Consider the following 17,779-nt stretch of genomic DNA (forward strand, 5'->3'; position numbering starts at 1 on the left):
GCTCCGTGCCGCTGGCCGCCGTGCCCGGCCCGCGCCCGGGGGGTGTCCGCTGGGTTGGCGGCGCGGCCCCGGTGCCGCGCGGGGCGCCGCTCCGTGCCCCGCGCTCCGTGCCCCGTGTGGCGCCGCTACGCGGCCTGCTCTTGCCGCCCCTACGGTTCGCGATCGGGCCGTAGGCGGCCCCGCCGAGAATCAGCACGGCCCCGGCCACCACCATGCCGGTGATCAGGCTCAGTGGGCCACGCTCTGAGACCCCGCCCGGCAGGTCGTCGAAGCCCGACGCCTGCTCCAACATCCCCAGGGAACCCAGGGGCCAGACCGCCGCTTCCACCCGTGCCTGGACGGCGGTCCGCGGTACGGCGCCCTGGTCGCCGTCCGTCAGGTGGCCTCGGGAGTCGACCGAGGTGTCCCGGTTGTCGCCGAGCAGGAAGAGCTGGTCCTGGGGCACCGTCGCGGAGAACACGGTCGGCGAGGCCGGGCCCTGGCGCTTCAGGTACGGCTCGTCGATGGCCTTGCCGTTGACCGTGAGGCGCCCCTGCTTGTCGCAGCAGGCGACCTTGTCGCCACCGACCCCGACCACCCGCTTGACCATCGGCAGGTCGCTCCACACCTCGTCGCGGAAGACGACGACGTCCCCCCGGTGCACGTCGTCGCCGTCAACGCGCTCGGCGAGGACCCGGTCGTCCCTGGCAATGGTCGGCGCCATGGAGTCGGTGGGCACGGCGTACGGCTGGTACAGCACCGCGCCCCAGGCGAAGCCTCCGAGGAAGAGCACGCAACCGAGTGCCACCACCAGCCCCGACACCACGTTGCCGCGACGGCTCTGGCCGTCGCTCGTCCGTCGCGGTCCGCCCATTCCACTCCCCTGTCACCCGCCGGCGCTGTGCACGAGCCGCCCCGTGCCCCGTCGCGCCGGATGGCCCCGTACGGACTCCGCGGCGGCTCCGTGCGCGCGGCCGGCCGGACCCGGCACGCCATGCCAGCACGGGTCCGCACCTTACCGGGCGGTATGGGCGCCGTCAGCTCTTCAGCTCGGCCTTCCTGATCAGCCGACGCCGGCGCCACAACACCAGGGGCAGGGCGCCGGCGAACCCGGCGATCGTCGGCGTCATCGACGCCGCCGCGCTCAGCCCCGGCTGGTCGAAGGTGTCCGGGACGGGCAGCGTGCCCCAGCGGTTGATCGGCCACGCCTTGACGATCGCCCGGCCCACGACCTCGTCGTTCGACACGGTGCCGTTGTCCAGGTTCTGGTGGTAGCGGGAGTCGAGGGAGTCCTGGCGGTGGTCGCCCATGACCCAGATCCGGCCCTCGGGCACGTGGATCGGGCCGAACTCCTTGTCACCGCACGGAGTGTCGCCGGGGAAGATGTACGGCTCGTCCAACGCCTTGCCGTTGACCTTGACGGGGCCGTCGTTCTTGCACTCCACCGTGTCGCCACCAACCGCGATCACTCGCTTGATCAGGTCCTTCTCCTCCGCCGACGGCATCAGGCCGATGAAGCTCAGAACCTTCTGCACGCCTTCGCCGATCGGTCCCGAGTCGGACTGCGGCGCCTCGTCCAGCCAGCCGCCCGGGTCGTGGAAGACGACGACCTCGCCGCGCTCGGGCTCCGAGCCGAACCACGGCGTGAGCTTGTCGACCAGCACCCGGTCGCCGCGCTGCAGGGTGTTCTGCATCGAGTCCGAGGGAATGGAGAACGCCTGCACCAGAAACGTCTTGATCAGCAGCGCGAGCAGCAGCGCAATACCGACGAGGAGCGGTAGCTCCTTCCAGAAGGAACGGTGCTTCGCGCGTCGGGCGCGCGCACGCTGCTCCTCGTCCTCGCTGGCCCCGGCGGCCGCGGTGTCGGCCTGGTCGCCGGCGGGCTCTCCCTGGGCACCCGGCTCGGCCACGGCGTCCTCCGGCTCGGCGCTCCCGGCGCTGCGCGGGCGGGCGACGTCGCCGTCCGGCCCCGCGCCGTCGCGGTGCTGCCGGGCCTGCTGGCCGGGCCCACCGAGATCGTCAGCCTGACCCGCGCCGTACGGGGTCTCGGCCTCGGACGCCCCGTCCACGGGTGACTCACCGGGGTGCCCGGGTCGCCTCTCGGGCTCTTCGTGTCCGGATCGTGCGCCGACCGCCAAATCCCCCACATCCACTCCTCTTGCCGCGCTGCCGCCTGCCCCAGGTTCGACGCAGGCCCACCAACCCCATAACGAGCGGGAGTTCCGCAAGGGTCGGGAGATGGGTCAATCCCTGCGCTTCCGGAGAAAGCGCAGAGCCGGAAGACACACTATGCGGAGCCCCGCCCGCCGGGGACGGAGCGGCACTCGCGTCGCCTACGGAGGCGAAGGTTTCCGGCTCTTCCAGCCGCCGCCAGTGGCCGATCGGCCAGGCGATGACCACGGCCTTCCCGACGACCAGGTCCTCTGAGATCGTGCCACGTCCCTCGTCGTCGAGGTGGTAGCGCGAGTCGGCCGAGTTCGACCGGTGGTCACCCATGACGAAGATACGCCCCGGGGGCACCCGCACCGTGAACTTCAGCTTCGACGGCGCATTGTCCGGGTGGACGTACGGCTCGTCGATGGGAGTGCTGTTGACGGTGATCCGACCGTCCTTGTCGCAACAGCGCACCGTGTCACCGCCGACAGCCACGACACGCTTAATCAGGTCCTGTTCGTCGGCCGATGGCAGCAGTCCGATGAACGTCAGGAACTGCTTGGCCTGCTTGATGCCCACGGGGGCGTCGTCACTGGGCTTGTGCTCGTTCTCCAGCCATCCCCCGGGGTCCTTGAAGACCACGACGTCGCCGCGCTCGGGCTTGGCGCCGAACCAGGGCGTGAGCTTGTCCACGAGCACCCGGTCGCCGATCTTGATGGTCTGCTCCATGGAGCCGGAGGGGATTACGAACGCCTGCACCAGGAAGGTCTTCAACACCAGCGCGATGAGCAGCGCCACCGCGACGAGGATCGGTACCTCACGCAGCGCCGAGCGGCGCCGCCTGCGCCTGACGCGGCGGGCCGCCTTGCGTCGCTCCGCCCGACCGCCCGACCGGTGCGGCGGTGGTTGCTCCGTGTCGCCCTCGTGCGCCGTCGCGGGCTCCGTCAGCTCCCCGTCGAGCGCTACGGGGCCCGCGCCGGGCCCCGTACCCAGATCGGCCGTGTCATCGACCGCGACGGCCGGCCGCGCGGTGCGGGGCGGGACTCCGGCACCCTGGGGTCCCGACGGTGCGGGCGCGTGCCGGCCCGGTGTGGCCTGAGAGCCATGCTGCCCTGGAGTTCCGGGCGGCGGGTGGGCGGGCGCTCCGTAGGGCGGGGTGGGCGCCCCTGAGCCGCCCGGCGCCGCCGCTTTCGGCGGGCGGCCACGCGCCTGGTACGGGGGCGTGGGCGGGGCGGTGGGCGGGCTCCCCGGGGCAGCCCCGTGTGGTCCCGCGCCGGCTGCTCCGCGCTCGGGGTTCCAGGCGTCACGCCGTGGCCCCGTAGGGCCGGCTCCCGGGCTCCGGTCGGGGCCCGCGCCGCCGGGCGCCCCAGCCCCCGCGCCCTGGACAGGACCCGCTCCGTGGCCCCGTGCGCCATCCCCCCGCGCTCCGTGGCCCGTGTACGGGGCGCCCGCGGCGTCGCCGGGCGGCACCGGCTCGTATGGCGGCTCCGAGGCGTGGGGGCCGGAACGCGGCCGTCCGCGGTTACCCATGGCGCCGGCCCGAGGCCGGCGTCTCGCCGGGCTCCGGCACCTGGGCGAAGGCGTCGGGGCGGTGCAGGGAACGAACGCGGTTCAGTGGCCAGCCGATCCAGTCGGCCCGTCCGATGACTTTTTCCTCGGGCACGAAGCCGCCCCCCGGCGCGCCGAGGCGGTCGCGGGAGTCACGCGAGGCGCTGCGGTGGTCGCCCATCACCCACAGCTTGCCGTCGGGCACCACGACGTCGAAGGGCACGTGGGACGGGGCGTCCCCGGGGTACAGGTAGTCCTCGTCCACCGCCTGACCGTTCACCTTGATCCTCCCCCGCTTGTCGCAGCAGGTGACCCGGTCGCCCCCGACGCCCACCACGCGCTTGACGTAATCGGTCTCGGCGGGCTCGGCCAGGCCGACCGCCGCGGCCGCCGAGCGCAGCAGCGACGTGACGGGATTCTCCGACGGGTACTCCTCCGCGAAGGAACCGGTGCCGTCGAAGACCACGACGTCGCCGCGCCGCGGCTGATCACCGAAACGGTACGCCAGCTTGTTCACCAGCACCCGGTCCCCGACCTTGAGGGTGTTCTCCATCGAGGTACTGGGGATGAGGAAGGGCTGCACCACGAAGGCGCTCAGCAGCAGGACGCACGTCACGCACGCTGCGGCCAGCAGCCCCGTTCGCCGCCAGGGGCCGCCGCCGGTCAGCCACGGGAAACGCGAAGAGCGCGACCGCTGCTCCGGACCCGGTTCGGGGTCGGGAGAGCGGTCGCGCTCCGAGATCTGTGCGTCGGTGTCCATCGGGCCCAGAGCCTATCCGGCCATGCTGTGACCGCCCGGCGCGCCCTCGGCTCAGTTGTCGCGCTTCTCCTTGATCTTCGCGGCCTTGCCGCGGAGGTCACGGAGGTAGTACAGCTTCGCACGGCGGACGTCACCGCGGGTCACGAGCTCGATCTTCTCGACGATCGGGGTGTGAACCGGGAAGGTGCGCTCGACGCCAACGCTGAAGCTGACCTTGCGGACGGTGAAGGTCTCCCGCACGCCGGAGCCCTGGCGGCGGATGACAACGCCCTTGAACTGCTGCACACGAGAGCGGTTGCCCTCGATGACGCGGACGTGGACGTTGACCGTGTCGCCGGGGCGGAAGGCCGGGACATCGCTGCGCAGCGACGCGGCGTCGACGTTGTCGAGAAGGTGCATGACCGTCTGCTTTCTTCGCTGATGCCACAGGTCATCAACGGGATTTCGGAATGATCGATGAGTGTTGTCGATCCGCCGGGCGGGCGTCGTTCCCCCTGTGGCAGGGGCGCGCGCTAGGTGGACAACAGCGGCCTATTCTTCCACGGCCGCCCCCGGCGGCCCAAATCGGCCATCCGCCCCCTGCTGCCAGCCCAGGGCGGCCAGGATCGCGCGGTCGCCCTTGTCGAACGACGCGGGGTCGCACCGTTCGATCAGGTCGGGGCGGTTGTTCGCGGTGCGCCGGAACGCCTCGTCCCTGCGCCACCGGGCGATCTTCCCGTGATGCCCGCTGACCAGCACGTCGGGGATGGTGCGGCCACGCCACTCCGGCGGCTTGGTGTAGACGGGGCCCTCCAGCAGGTCGGCCATGGCCCCGGGGGCGAAGGAGTCGTCGCGGTGCGACTCGGCGTTGCCGAGCACACCCGGCAGAAGTCGGGCGACCGCCTCGGTGATCACCAGTACCGCCGCCTCGCCGCCGGCGAGCACGTAGTCGCCGATGGAGACCTCGTACACGTCAAGGCGCTGCCCGTACTCGTCGATGACCCGACGGTCGATGCCTTCATAGCGGGCCGGCGCGAAAACCAGCCACGGCCGCTCGGAGAGCTCCATCGCCAACGCCTGGGTGAAGGGACGCCCGCTGGGCGTCGGCACGACGAGGGCGGGGCCGGCCCCGTCCCGCTCCGTGTCGGAGTCGAGTACGGCGTCGAGCGCCTCGCCCCACGGCTCGGGCTTCATCACCATGCCCGGGCCGCCGCCGTATGGGGTGTCGTCCACCGTGTTGTGCCGGTCGTGTGTCCACTCCCGCAGGTCGTGCACGCGCACGTCGAGCTGGCCGCGGGCGCGCGCCTTGCCGACCAGCGACACGTTGAGCGGCTCCAGGTACTCCGGAAAGATCGTGATGACGTCGAGCCGCATCAGGCGTCGTCCCCGCCCCGTGCCACCTCGGCCGCCCCGTCGTCCAGCAGCCCCGGCGGCGGGTCGATGATCGCCCGCTGCTCCGTGAGGTCGATCTCGGGAACGATCTCGGCGACGAACGGCACCATCACCTCGCCCCCGTCGGGACGCCGCACGATGAGCAGGTCCTGGTAGGGCAGGTGGGAGATCTCCGCGATGCGCCCCACCAGGGTCCCGTCCACGGTGACCACGTCCAGGTCGATGAGCTGGTGGTCGTAGAACTCCTCGGGGTCCTCGGGGACGTCCTCGGGGTCCACCTCGGCGATCAGCAGGACGTTACGGAGCGCCTCGGCCCCGGTACGGTCGCTGACGCCGGCGAAGCGCAGCAGCAGGCGCCCGCTGTGGACGCGGCCGGTTTCGATCGTCAGCGGCCCCGCCGACGGGGGCTCCGTCGCCAGAACGGAGCCAGGTGCGAGCCGCAGTTCCGGCTCGTCGGTCCGTACCTCGACCGTGACCTCGCCCTTGATGCCGTGGGCGCGGCCGACGCGCGCGACTACCAACTGCACTGTGCGTTTCCTTCTCTGCCGCCGCGTGGGCTACGCGGGGTGGGTGAATCGAACGGAACGGAGGCGGGACGGCGCCACGGGGCGCGTACGGGGCCGGTCCCGGGCTCGCCCGCGCCGTGGCACGGAGCGCCGGACGGGGCGGGCCGCATGGGGCACGGAGCGGGCACACGGGGCGCCGGGCGGGGCTGGCCATGCCTTCACCGTAGTGCCGAACGCGGCACGGGCCGGGGACGACAGTTCAGCCGTCCCCGGCCCGTGCCGGTGCTCACTCGCTCTTCAGCGAACCTGGTCCACGTCGACGAGATCGACCCGGATACCCCGGCCGCCAATGGCACCCACGACCGTGCGCAGCGCGCGTGCGGTGCGGCCGTTGCGACCGATCACCTTGCCGAGGTCGTCGGGGTGCACCCGAACCTCCAGAACGCGCCCGCGGCGCAGGACGCGCGAGGCGACCTGTACGTCGTCGGGGTTGTCGACGATGCCCTTGACCAGGTGCTCGAGGGCTTCCTCGAGCATCCTCAGGCCTCGGTCGACTCGGTGGACTCAGCAGCCGGGGCCGCCTCGTCCGACTTCTTGTCGGCCTTCTTCGCCTTCGGGGTGATGGCCTCACCCTTCGGCTCGTCACCGGCGTTCTTGGCCGCGGCCTCGAACAGCGCGCTCTTGTCGGCCTTCGGCTCGGCGACCTTCATCGGCTCCGGAGCCGGCAGGCCCTTGAACTTCTGCCAGTCACCGGTGACCTTGAGGATGGCCGCGACCGGCTCGGTCGGCTGGGCGCCAACGCTCAGCCAGTACTGCACGCGCTCCGAGTCGACCTCGATGCGCGAGGGGTTCTGCACCGGGTGGTACAGGCCGATCTCCTCGATGGCCCGGCCGTCACGGCGGGTACGGGAGTCGGCGACGATGATGCGGTAGTGAGGCGCGCGGATCTTGCCCAGGCGCTTCAGCTTGATCTTGACTGCCACGGGAGTGGTGTCTCCTGGTCTTGACGTGGTTGAGCACTCGTACGTGCCGCGTGGGGTTGCGGTACCCGAGTGCCCGATGGACGCGTCAGCCGGAGGAGAGAGGGGTCCTGTTCGACTGTCGAGTACAGCTCGCTATTGTGCCACACCGCGACCGGTCAGCCGACCGCGACCACCTCGGGGATGCGGAAGGGCTTCCCGCATCCACCGCACATGATCGGCGCCTGGGCCAGGACCGATGGGACGACTCTCACATTGCGTCCACAGTCACACACCGCCTTGACGCGCACCCCGCCGCCCGAGGACCCGTGCCGCGCGGCGGGGCCGCGGAAGCTACGCGTGGTGTCGGAGGCGGTCGCCACGGTGTGCGCCTTCAGGGCGCGCTGCAGCCGCTCGATGGTCGGGCGGTAGCGCTTTCTCGCTTCCGGGTTCAAGGTCACCAGCGAGAAGCCGCTGCTTGGATGCGGCTCCTCGGCGTGGTCGAGGCCCAACTCCTCGGCGATCGCCAGGAATCGGCGGTTGTGGTAGCGACCGGCGCGCGACGTGTCACGGATACCGCGGGCTGCGGCGATCCCGTGCACGGCCTCGTGCAGCAGCCGTTCGAATGAGAGTTCGTGGCCACAGGCTGACGACGACTCTCCGATCAAGGATTCGGGCGCGGCGAGATCCGGCAGCTCGGGGTGGTGCCGTTGAATGTCGGCCCACGCCAGCGCCAGCTCCGCGGCGAGAACAGGTGGTGTCGTGCTCACGTCGTGACAACGAGCGGTGGCGGCTGGGTGTTCCGATTCCGGGCATCCCAAATAATTTGCACGTACCAGTCGGTTCACGCTGATGCCTCCTGACGAGGGCGGGTGCGCAGATCTGCGGAGGAGCGGCACGGCGCGCGTCAAGCTGGTACGTACCGGTGCGTACGCCCCAGCGTCCGGGCAGGGACCTCGCTTCGGGCGGGCGCCGCGCGCCCGCACCGCGCGCCGGTGGCGCCCCGTGCGCTGCCCCGCGCCGCGCGCCGTACACCATGGCCCGCACGGCTCCGTATGCCGCCCCGTCGCTCCGGGCCATGATGTCGTCCAGCCGCACCGTGCGTACGGCACGGCTGGAACCCGGACGTCGAACCGAATCCGCGCCGAACGGTCGCCTCTCGCCGAGGGGCCCGCCTCAGTAGGAGCGGGCGACGATGGCGACCGTACCGGGAGCGTCGTCCGCGTCCGGCACCGAACCATCCTCGGCGATCAAACACCGTACGGACACAGCCTGTTCAGCCAGTTTGGCCTCGCCCTCGGGGCCGAGCTTCGCCCACGGGATGCGCGCCCAGCCGCCCGCCGTCGCGGCCTGCGCGGCCTCGTCGAGGGTGGCCACCTCCGTCGTACGGCTCTCGCGGCGCTCGCGGGACTGCTGGAGCAGCAGTGCCTGGTCCTCTTCGAGGATCGCGGGCAGGACCTCGGGGAGGGTCTCAGCGCGGACCGGCTCCTTGCCCCCGGGGATGCGCCGGGCGAGCATGGCGGTGCCGTTCTCCAGGTCGCGCGGGCCGATCTCGATCCGCACCGGTACGCCCTTGAGCTCCCAGTCCACGGCGCGACGGCCGAACGGGACGTCCACCCGGTCGTCGACCTGCACGCGGATGCCGGCGGCCTTCAGCTTGTCACCCAGGGCCCGCACGGCGGCAACGGACTCCTCGCCCTTGATCGCCAACACCACGGCCTGCACGGGCGCGAGCCGCGGCGGCACCCGCAGTCCACTGTCGTCACCGTGCGACATGATCAGTCCGCCGACCATCCGGGTCGAGACGCCCCACGAGGTCTGCCACACCAGCTCACGGCCGCCGTCGGCCGAGAGGTACTGGGTGTTGAACGCCTTGGCGAAGTTCTGGCCGAGCTCGTGGCTGGTGCCGAGCTGCAACGCCTTGCCGTCGCCCATCATGCCCTCAAGGGTGAGGGTGTTGATCGCGCCCGCGAACCGCTCCTTCACGGTCTTCCGCCCGAGCACCACGTCGATGCCCAGGACGTTCACCATGAAGTCGGCGTACACCTCGCGGTGGATGCGCGCGGCGTAGTCCCGCGCGTCCTCGTACGTGGCGTGCGCCGTGTGCCCCTCCTGCCAGAGGAACTCGGAGGTGCGCAGGAACACCCGCGGGCGCATCTCCCAGCGGACCACGTTGGCCCACTGGTTGATCAGCAGCGGCAGGTCCCGGTAGCTCTGCACCCACTTCGAGAAGTACTCGTTGATGATCGTCTCGGACGTGGGGCGCACCACGACCGGCTCTTCCAGCTCCTTGCCGCCACCGTGCGTGACGACCGCCAGCTCCGGCGCGAAGCCCTCGACGTGCTCGGCCTCGCGGGTCAGGTACGACTGCGGGATGAACAGGGGGAAGTACGCGTTGGCGGCGCCCGCCTCCTTGATCCGGTCGTCCAGCTCCCGCTGCATCCGCTCCCAGAGCCCGTACCCGTACGGTCGGATGACCATGGTGCCGCGCACCGGGCCGTTGTCGGCCAGTTCGGCCTTGTTGATCAGATCCTGGTACCAGCGCGGGAAATCGTCCGCCTGGGGCGTGAGTACGGGAGCCTTTGCCATGGCGCAGATCGTACGGGGCGAGCCCCGCAGAACGTGAATCGCGCCCCCTGCGCCCCCGCCCCGCGCGCGGCACCCTGCGGGGTACGCGCAGGACGGGGCGGTGCTCTGGCGGACACGGGGCACGGGGCACGGAGCGGCGCCGTTGCCTTGAGTCACGCACGGGGCACGGAGCACGGGGCACGGGGCACGCGAGTTTGTCGCGTGCGCGCGGGTCGTGGAGCAGATGCCGGGTGGGGCGGGTAGCGAGTGCGGCGCGCGCCGGATACGGGAGCGCCGTGGCCCCGTGCGGGTACGGGGCCACGGCGCGAGCGGCGGAGCCGCGTAACAGCCGTTACTGCTGCGGCGGAAGCATGTCGCGGAACTCCTTGGGCAGCTCGAACGAGCTCGCGTCCTTGCCGGCGCCCGGCAGCCCGAACGCGTCGCCCTGCTGGCCGCCGGTACCCGCGGCGCGGCGCTCCGCCGCGGCCTGCTCCTCGGCCTTGCGCTTCATGGGGTTACCGCTGCGCTGCTTGCCCTTGGCCTTCTTCTGGGGCTTGCCCTTCTTGCGCGAGCCGCCACCCATGCCCGGCATCCCAGGCATGCCGGGCATCCCCGGCATGCCGCCGCCCTGGGCCATCTTCGACATCATCTTGCGCGCCTCGAAGAAGCGCTCGACGAGGTTCTTGACCGCGCTGACGTCGACACCGGAGCCGCGTGCGATACGGGCACGGCGCGAGCCGTTGATGATCGTCGGCTCCTGCCGTTCGGCCGGGGTCATCGACTTGATGATCGCGGCGGTACGGTCGACGTCCTTCTCGTCCAGGTTGTTGATCTGGTCCTTGATCTGGCCCATGCCCGGCAGCATGCCGAGCAGCTTCGAGATGGAGCCCATCTTGCGGACCTGCTCCATCTGCGCCAGGAAGTCGTCGAGCGTGAACTCCTTGGGGCCCTTCGCCAGCTTGGCCGCCATCTTCTCGGCCTCGGCCTGGCTGAAGGTCTGCTCGGCCTTCTCGATCAGACTCAGCATGTCGCCCATGCCGAGGATGCGGGAGGCCATGCGGTCCGGGTGGAACGCGTCGAAGTCGTCGAGCTTCTCACCGTTCGACGCGAACATGATCTGCCGGCCGGTGACGTGCGCGATGGACAGCGCCGCACCACCGCGGGCGTCACCGTCAAGCTTGGAGAGCACGACGCCGTCGAACCCGACGCCGTCCCGGAACGCCTCCGCGGTGTTCACCGCGTCCTGGCCGATCATCGCGTCGACGACGAACAGCACCTCGTCCGGCCGCACGGCGTCACGGATGTCCGCGGCCTGCTGCATCAGCTCCTGGTCGATACCGAGGCGCCCCGCGGTGTCGACGATCACCACGTCGTACTGCTTGGACCTGGCGAAGGCGATGGAGTCCTCGGCGACCCGGACCGGGTCACCCACGCCGTTGCCCGGCTCGGGCGCGTAGATCGCGACCCCGGCGCGCTCGGCGACGACCGAGAGCTGGTTGACGGCGTTGGGGCGCTGGAGGTCACAGGCCACGAGCAGCGGCGTGTGCCCCTGCGTGCGCAGCCACCGGCCGAGCTTGCCGGCGAGGGTGGTCTTACCGGCGCCCTGGAGACCGGCCAGCATGATGACGGTGGGCGGGGTCTTGGCGAACCGCAGGCGGCGGGTCTCGCCACCGAGGATGCCGACCAGCTCCTCGTTAACGATCTTGATGACCTGCTGGGCGGGGTTCAGCGCCTGGGAGACCTCGGCACCGAGCGCGCGCTCCTTGACCTGCTTGATGAACGCCCGGACCACGGGCAGGGCGACGTCCGCCTCAAGGAGGGCGATACGGATCTCGCGCGCCGTGGCGTCGATGTCCGCCTCGGACAGGCGCCCCTTGCCCCGGAGGTTCTTGAACGTCGCTGCGAGGCGGTCGGAGAGGGTATCGAACACGGCGGTCGCGAGTCCTTCTTGTCGAAGTCGATTCGGCGGTTGACCCCCAAGGGTATCCGCCCAGTCCGGCCTGGTCTGCCCCGCTGCCCGTGGCCCTGCTTCCGGCGCCGGTGAGAGCAGCGTCCCGGGCCCCGCGTACGGCGCCGGGGCCGGCTGGCCGTGCGACGGCGCCATGACGCGTCGGCGACGTCATCCATGGGGGTCGCCGTGCCCACAGTGCCTCATCTGTCGCCAGAACGTCGACCCGCGCCGGGCGTGGGCGCCGTAACCACCGCACCACGCGGCCCAACCCAACCCACCCTGCGTCACCCCCAGCACCACGGCCACCGTGCCCCGTGCCCCCGTGCCCCGTGCCCCGTGCCCCGTGCCCCGTGCCCCGTGCCCCGTGCCCCCAGGCAGGATCACCGCTCCGTGCCCCGTGCTCCGCTCCCGGCTGCCCGGGCCGTCCATCGGCGCCGCCTTCGTCGAGCCCCGCTGCCTGGGTGGCCCGAGCAAGTAGGGAGGCCAGCCAGCCGTCTGTGAGGTCGGTCAGCTCGGCGTGGCTGGTCTGGCGGGCCCTGCTCCTGGAGGAGGTGGGGCCGGGCCGCCGCATAGCTGGGGTGGCCGAAGTCGGCTGGCGCCGTTCGCGAGCACCCCGTCTGTCGAGGACGGGCCCCGTGTGCGCGGGGGGCTACAGAGCGTCCGGGCCGCGTTCGCCGGTGCGTACGCGGACCGCCGTGTCCACGGGGACGCTCCACACCTTGCCGTCGCCGATCGTTCCGGTACGGGCGGCCCGCACGATGACGTCGACCAGCTCGGCGGCCTCCGCGTCCGCCACCAGGACCTCGATGCGTACCTTCGGCACCAGGCCCACCGTGTACTCGGCGCCCCGGTAGACCTCGGTGTGTCCGCGCTGGCGCCCGTACCCGCTGGCCTCCGTCACCGTCAGACCCTGGACGCCGAACGCCTGCAGCGCTTGCTTGATCTCGTCCAAACGGTACGGCTTGACGACGGCCGTGATGAGCTTCATGCGTCCACCTTCGCGTTCCCCGACTGCCGCACCGTGGCGACGTCATGCTGGTTCCAGCCGGGACCTGTAGGCCCCGTGGCGCGGCTGGCGCCCACGGCTGCGACGGAGCCGAGGTCGTAGGCCGTCTCCGCGTGGAACGCTTGGTCGACGCCGCCGACCTCGTCGTCCTCGGCGGCCCGGAAGCCGATGAGGGCGTCCACCAGCTTGGCCAGCAGCCACGAGGCGACGAAGGAGAACCCGAGCACGGCGAACGCGCCTGTCGCCTGCTTGCCCAACTGCCTGAGTCCGCCGACGCCGTCGATGGCCAGCACCCCGACCAGGAGCGTGCCGACGAGCCCGCCCGCGAGGTGTACCCCGACCACGTCGAGCGAGTCGTCGATGCCCAGCTTGTACTTGAAGCTCACCGCCCAGGAGCAGACGGCGCCCGCCACGGCGCCGATGAGCAGCGCGCCCATCGCGTCCACGTGCGCGCCCGCGGGAGTGATGGCCACCAGTCCGGCGACGGCGCCGGAGGCGGCACCCAGGGTGGTGAACGCGCCGTGCCGGACGCGCTCGTACGCCAGCCAGCCGAGCATCGCGGCGCCGGTGGCGGCCTGCGTGTTCAGGGCCATGGTGGCGGCGGTGCCGTTCGCGGCGAGCGCGGAGCCCGCGTTGAAGCCGAACCAGCCGAACCACAGCAGCGCCACGCCCAGCATCACCAGGGGCAGGCTGTGCGGGCGCATGGGGTCGCGCGTGAACCCGATCCGCTTACCGACGACGAGCACCGCCGCGAGCGCCCCGATGCCGGCGTTGATGTGCACGGCGGTGCCGCCGGCGAAGTCGATGACCTCCAGTCGGAACAGCCAGCCGTCCGCCTGCCACACCCAGTGCGCGACCGGGAAGTAGACGAGGCTCACCCACAGGGTGACGAACAGGGCCCAGGCGCTGAACTTCACGCGGTCGGCCAACGCGCCGCTCATCAACGCGGGCGTCAGCGCCGCGAACATGAGCTGGAACACGGCGAAGGCGAAGACGGGGATTCCCTCATCGCCGCCCGTGAGCGTGCTGGCGTCCACGCCCCTGAGGCCGACGTGGTCGAGGTTGCCGAGCAGCCCCGCCCCCACGTCGTCGCCGAAGGCCAGCGAGTAGCCGTAGAGCACCCACAGCACGCTCACGATGCCCAGCGAGATGAAGGACATCATGAGCATGTTGAGGGCGCTCTTGACTCGCACCATGCCTCCGTAGAAGAAGGCGAGGCCAGGTGTCATCACCATCACGAGTGCGGCACTGATCAGGACGAATGCGGTGTCTGCGCCGTTCAATGTCGACGTCTCCTCGTCGCGGCTGCCCGTGCGGGCAAGGCGGATTCGAGCGGGACCGGCTGAGCGATCCGATGTAGCCACGAGGTTGGCGCAGTGCCGTTTCGGCCAGGGCCGCACGGTGTTTCGCCGTGGTGACGAGGGGCGCGGCGATGTTACGTGCGAATGAATTCCAGGAGCCGGCGCCGCCAGCCGCTTCGGCCCGCGCCCCGTCACTGCGAGCCCCGCGTCTGCGCCCCGCTGCACGCCCCCCGTATGGCTCCACGCTCCGTGCCCCGTGCCCCGTGCCCCGTGCCCCGTGCCCCGTGCCCCGTGCCCCGTGCCCCCAGCGAGGATCACCCGCACCGCGCTCCGTAGCCCCGACAAAGCCACCGCTCCGTGCTCCGTGCTCCGTGCTCCGTGCTCCGTGCTCCGTGCTCCGTGCTCCGTGCTCCGTGCTCCGTGCCAGAGTCTCCCCCCTGTCGTGCGGCCACGGAGCCGCGACAGCACGGGAACGTACGGCCGCGCGATGAGCCCAGCCCGCATCACGGGCAATATCCGATGGCGAAAAAAGGGGTTCTCATGAGACCGACCGCGGCGCCACCTCGCTGACTGGCATAGGGGAGCCGAGTCGGTCGTGCGAGGCGGTCGCCGCGGTCGGATTCCGGGGGCGGGCCGCGTCAGACTGCCGCTTGCGCGGCCTCCATCGGGTCCGGCAGGAGGCGGGTGAGTTCGTCGGCGAGGTAGGCGACCTCGGCGAGGTGCCCGTACTCCCGTACAGCGTTGCCGACCGTCTTGCGCAAGCGGTTGTTGACCCGCTCGGAGCGCACCTTCTGGGCCGCGTGTAAGGCGCGGTCAGCGAGCACGGTGCACTGCTCCGGCTCGCGCTGGAGCAGGTGGACGGTGGCCATGCCGATCAGGTTGAGCGCGTAGGAGCGCTGGTGGCTCGGCGTGCCCTGACTGACTTCCTGGCCGAACAGTTCAACGGCCCGAAGCATCAGGGGCTGTGCCAGGTGCGCGTACGTGGGGCTGCGGCCGGCGACGTAGGCGAGGTCACGGTAGGAGTGCGCGTTCTCCGCGTATAGCTCGGCCTCGGAGAAGAAGCGAATCCAGTCCGGGTCGGCATCGCCGGGAGCGCAGTCGGCGAAGGTGTCCTCTGCCATCTTCACGGCGCGGTGGCACTTGTTGGGCAGGCCCATGTTCGCGTACGCGCGCGCCTCCAGCGAGTGCAACATCGCCTGCACCCGCGCCGTGGCCGACTCCCGCCCCCCGTACTGCGCGAGATGGATCAGCTCCAACGCGTCCTCGGGGCGCCCCAGGTGGATCATCTGGCGGCTCATGCTGGAGAGCACGTACGCCCCGAGCGCGCGGTCGCCGGCCTCCCGGGCGGCGTGGAGCGCGAGGACGAAGTACTTCTGGGCGGTGGGTTGCAGGCCGATGTCGTAGCTCATCCAGCCGGCGAGTTCCGCGAGTTCCGCGGCGGCTGCGAACAGGCGCCTGGCGATGGCGGGCGCCTGCGGCTCCTGCATCAGGTCGGTGACCTCGTGCAGTTGCCCCACGACCGCCTTGCGGCGCAGTCCGCCGCCGCACTGGGCGTCCCACTGGCGGAACATCCGCGTCGTGGACTCCAGCATGTCCAGCTCCGGCTCCGACAGTCGCACGCGGTGCGTCCGGTCCGGTCGCATTCCGCCGCTGGGTACCGCGCCCGTCGCGCCCATGGGGGCGGGTACCAGCCACCGCTGCATGGGCTCCACGAGCGCGGGCCCGGCCGCGAGGGTGAGCGACGTGCCGAGGAACCCGCGCCGGGCCAGCATCAGGTCGCTGCGCGAGAACTCACTGATCAGCGCGACCGTTTGGGGACCCGTCCAGGGCAGGTCGACGCCGGAGACGGAGGGGGCCTGGTGGTGCACCCTCAGCCCCAGGTCCTCCACGCTCACCACGCACCCGAAGCGCTCGGAGAGCAGTTCGGACAGGATGCGCGGAATCGGTTCGCGCGGCTGCTCCCCGTCGAGCCAGCGGCGCACCCGCGAGGTGTCGGTGCTGATGTGGTGCGCGCCGATATGGCGCGCCCTGCGGTTCACCTGTCGGGCCAGCTCGCCCTTGGACCAGCCACTGCGGAGAAACCACGAACCCAGTTGCTCGTTGGGTCGCTTCTCAGCGCTTCCGCAGTTGCCGCCCACTGGAACGCCCCCACTTCGAGAGTCACGTCAACGTTCGCTCAGCCGCGACCGCACCATCGTCGCCGGGCCTTCGCCATCCGCGCCAGCCCTCGGCGTTCGCCTTCGCTCAGCGCCCTCCGTATCACACTCCGCTCCGAGCCATCGGCGCAGGGGGCGACGTAAGGGGCAGGCATCGTCGCGGTTGAGGTCGGTCGCGTGGCCACGCGGCTCCCGCCAACACGGCCGCGTACCAGCGAACTTGACGCGTCACGGCATGCGGTCGACTCAACCAGGTGACAAGCGCGGTTCCGGCTTGCGTGTACCGACGGTAATCCTACGATCACTGCTCCAGCGAGGCGCTTCCGGGAAACGCCACCATTCGCCACCCCTTCGAATGAACTCCCCTGTCGCCCACCACGATTCACTTGTCACAGGTCGCCCTCACAAGGCGCAGTGGTGCGCCACAGGGCGTGCGTTTGACAACACACCACCCAGTACGCGGCAGCACGCCGCCTCGCCATCGGCAGCCACCGAGGGTTTCGGCGGAACTCCAACTCGTAACCATCAAGAGCGCAACCCGTTGGAGGGAGCATGGGCTTCACGATCGGCGGCATCCGAGACATCCGGTCGGCCTCACGGCGCCGCGGCCGTACGAGCGAAAGCACGACGGTGGCGGAGTACACCGGACTGTGGGGGTGGGACGTGAGGCCCGGAGCCCGAGCCGTGCGGGGAGCCGGTGGGACGCGCGAGTGCTCCTGCGGGGCGGTCGACTGCCCCGCCCCCGGAGCGCATCCACTGGCCGGAACGGAACTGGTCCCGGCGGGCTCCACCCTCGACGAGGCCGCGGTGATCTGGTCGGGTACGCCGGGCGCCGCGATGCTCCTCCCCGTCGGTCGCGCCTTCGACGTCCTTGAGGTGGGTGAGGCGGTGGGGCGCCACGCTCTGGTACGGCTGGAGCGCATGGGCTTACCGCTCGGCCCAGTGGCCGTCACACCCGAAGGACTCGCGCAGTTCTTCGTCGCCCCCGGAGCCGCGACCGAACTCCCGCACCTGCTCTACCGCATGGGTTGGGACGACGCCGACCTCGGCCTGCGCTGCCTCGGCCACGGCGAGCACGTCACGGCGCCGCCATCCGACCGCGGCGGACTCGGCCCCGTCCGCTGGCTGCGCCCACCCACCCTGGACACCGCCGACAGCCCCCCGCACGCGCGCCTGCTCCTCGGCACGCTGGCCTACGTCTGCCACCGCTCAGGAACCTGAGCCAAGGTCCCGCCCCGTACGTCGGCGGGTCGTACGCCGGGCGCGCCGCCCCACTCCGCCACGGCTCCGCCATATCGCGCCCCGTGCCCTGGCTCGGCTCCGTACGACGCAACGCCGGTGCCCTTCAGCCAGAAGGTTCACCAGCGCCCACACGTTGTCGGCGCGCGGCACGCGCCTCGGAGCGCACAGCGGGCGCCAGCGGAGCTGGCGTGCGCTCCCACGCGCGCTCCGTGGCGCACGCACGCCTGGCCCGAGGCCGCCCTCTCCGCACCAGCTCGCTCCGGCGAGACCACCCCTGG

15 protein-coding genes and 1 pseudogene are annotated in these 17,779 nt (G+C 71.4%); 1 reads left to right on the forward strand and 15 read right to left on the reverse strand.

All coding sequences use genetic code 11. The features are described from left to right. Nucleotides 1-145: 145 nt before the first annotated feature. From lepB (OYE22_RS07685) to OYE22_RS07755, 15 genes and pseudogenes are all read right to left on the reverse strand, one after another. A pseudogene (lepB, locus tag OYE22_RS07685) lies at nucleotides 146-853 on the reverse strand (signal peptidase I); the annotation flags it as partial. A gap of 163 nt (nucleotides 854-1,016) precedes the next feature. Further along, nucleotides 1,017-2,117 (reverse strand): signal peptidase I, encoded by a 1,101-nt coding sequence (gene lepB / locus OYE22_RS07690; RefSeq protein ID WP_277324036.1) that lies wholly within the window; start codon nucleotides 2,115-2,117, stop codon nucleotides 1,017-1,019. Beyond that, the gene (gene lepB / locus OYE22_RS07695; protein WP_277324037.1) at nucleotides 2,056-3,081 is read right to left on the reverse strand and encodes a signal peptidase I; all 1,026 of its coding nucleotides are present in this window, start codon (nucleotides 3,079-3,081) and stop codon (nucleotides 2,056-2,058) included. Before lepB (OYE22_RS07695) ends, lepB (OYE22_RS07690) begins: the two co-directional genes overlap by 62 nt. A 574-nt stretch (nucleotides 3,082-3,655) precedes the next feature. Next, complete coding sequence (lepB, locus tag OYE22_RS07700; RefSeq protein WP_277319710.1) at nucleotides 3,656-4,441, reverse strand: signal peptidase I; 786 nt, start codon at nucleotides 4,439-4,441, stop codon at nucleotides 3,656-3,658. 51 nt (nucleotides 4,442-4,492) lie between these two features. Then, entirely contained in the window at nucleotides 4,493-4,840 is a 348-nt protein-coding gene (gene rplS, locus OYE22_RS07705) for a 50S ribosomal protein L19 (RefSeq protein ID WP_176164359.1), read from the reverse strand. 132 nt (nucleotides 4,841-4,972) lie between these two features. Beyond that, nucleotides 4,973-5,794 (reverse strand): tRNA (guanosine(37)-N1)-methyltransferase TrmD, encoded by an 822-nt coding sequence (gene trmD / locus OYE22_RS07710; RefSeq protein ID WP_277319711.1) that lies wholly within the window; start codon nucleotides 5,792-5,794, stop codon nucleotides 4,973-4,975. Then, the gene (rimM, locus tag OYE22_RS07715; RefSeq protein ID WP_277319712.1) at nucleotides 5,794-6,339 is read right to left on the reverse strand and encodes a ribosome maturation factor RimM; all 546 of its coding nucleotides are present in this window, start codon (nucleotides 6,337-6,339) and stop codon (nucleotides 5,794-5,796) included. Before rimM ends, trmD begins: the two co-directional genes overlap by 1 nt. 276 nt (nucleotides 6,340-6,615) lie before the next feature. Next, nucleotides 6,616-6,855, reverse strand: a complete 240-nt coding sequence (locus OYE22_RS07720) for an RNA-binding protein (protein WP_176164356.1) — start codon at nucleotides 6,853-6,855, stop codon at nucleotides 6,616-6,618. 2 nt (nucleotides 6,856-6,857) lie between these two features. Next, on the reverse strand, nucleotides 6,858-7,301 hold the full coding sequence (gene rpsP, locus OYE22_RS07725) for a 30S ribosomal protein S16 (protein WP_277319713.1): 444 nt from the start codon (nucleotides 7,299-7,301) through the stop codon (nucleotides 6,858-6,860). 155 nt (nucleotides 7,302-7,456) lie between these two features. Next, entirely contained in the window at nucleotides 7,457-8,047 is a 591-nt protein-coding gene (locus OYE22_RS07730; RefSeq protein ID WP_176164354.1) for a hypothetical protein, read from the reverse strand. Nucleotides 8,048-8,453: 406 nt separating this feature from the next. Then, a complete protein-coding gene (gene proS, locus OYE22_RS07735) occupies nucleotides 8,454-9,866 on the reverse strand; it encodes a proline--tRNA ligase (RefSeq protein ID WP_277319714.1) in 1,413 nt (470 codons plus the stop codon). A 331-nt stretch (nucleotides 9,867-10,197) separates the two neighbouring features. Further along, a complete protein-coding gene (ffh, locus tag OYE22_RS07740) occupies nucleotides 10,198-11,775 on the reverse strand; it encodes a signal recognition particle protein (protein WP_277319715.1) in 1,578 nt (525 codons plus the stop codon). 670 nt (nucleotides 11,776-12,445) lie between these two features. After that, nucleotides 12,446-12,784, reverse strand: coding sequence for a P-II family nitrogen regulator (locus tag OYE22_RS07745; RefSeq protein ID WP_277319716.1), 339 nt, complete (start codon nucleotides 12,782-12,784; stop codon nucleotides 12,446-12,448). After that, nucleotides 12,781-14,085: an ammonium transporter gene (locus OYE22_RS07750; protein ID WP_277319717.1), complete on the reverse strand. Its 1,305-nt coding sequence runs from the start codon at nucleotides 14,083-14,085 to the stop codon at nucleotides 12,781-12,783. The genes OYE22_RS07745 and OYE22_RS07750 overlap by 4 nt, the downstream gene beginning before the upstream one ends. Before the next feature lie 656 nt (nucleotides 14,086-14,741). Next, nucleotides 14,742-16,241, reverse strand: a complete 1,500-nt coding sequence (locus OYE22_RS07755) for a hypothetical protein (RefSeq protein WP_277319718.1) — start codon at nucleotides 16,239-16,241, stop codon at nucleotides 14,742-14,744. Nucleotides 16,242-16,811: 570 nt separating this feature from the next. Between OYE22_RS07755 and OYE22_RS07760 the strand changes: the two genes are divergently transcribed. Beyond that, nucleotides 16,812-17,480, forward strand: coding sequence for a bifunctional DNA primase/polymerase (locus OYE22_RS07760; protein ID WP_277319719.1), 669 nt, complete (start codon nucleotides 16,812-16,814; stop codon nucleotides 17,478-17,480). Nucleotides 17,481-17,779 lie beyond the last annotated feature (299 nt).

It is taken from the genome of Streptomyces sp. 71268 (assembly GCF_029392895.1).
Taxonomy (GTDB): domain Bacteria; phylum Actinomycetota; class Actinomycetes; order Streptomycetales; family Streptomycetaceae; genus Streptomyces.

What these genes read in the sequence shown, in the direction of transcription:
- OYE22_RS07745 (WP_277319716.1), bottom strand. Translation starts at nt 12,784, where the DNA reads ATGAAGCTCATCACGGCCGTCGTCAAGCCGTACCGTTTGGACGAGATC.
- OYE22_RS07760 (WP_277319719.1), top strand. Translation starts at nt 16,812, where the DNA reads ATGGGCTTCACGATCGGCGGCATCCGAGACATCCGGTCGGCCTCACGG.
- OYE22_RS07720 (WP_176164356.1), bottom strand. Translation starts at nt 6,855, where the DNA reads ATGCTCGAGGAAGCCCTCGAGCACCTGGTCAAGGGCATCGTCGACAAC.
- proS (WP_277319714.1), bottom strand. Translation starts at nt 9,866, where the DNA reads ATGGCAAAGGCTCCCGTACTCACGCCCCAGGCGGACGATTTCCCGCGC.
- trmD (WP_277319711.1), bottom strand. Translation starts at nt 5,794, where the DNA reads ATGCGGCTCGACGTCATCACGATCTTTCCGGAGTACCTGGAGCCGCTC.
- lepB (WP_277319710.1), bottom strand. Translation starts at nt 4,441, where the DNA reads ATGGACACCGACGCACAGATCTCGGAGCGCGACCGCTCTCCCGACCCC.
- rplS (WP_176164359.1), bottom strand. Translation starts at nt 4,840, where the DNA reads ATGCACCTTCTCGACAACGTCGACGCCGCGTCGCTGCGCAGCGATGTC.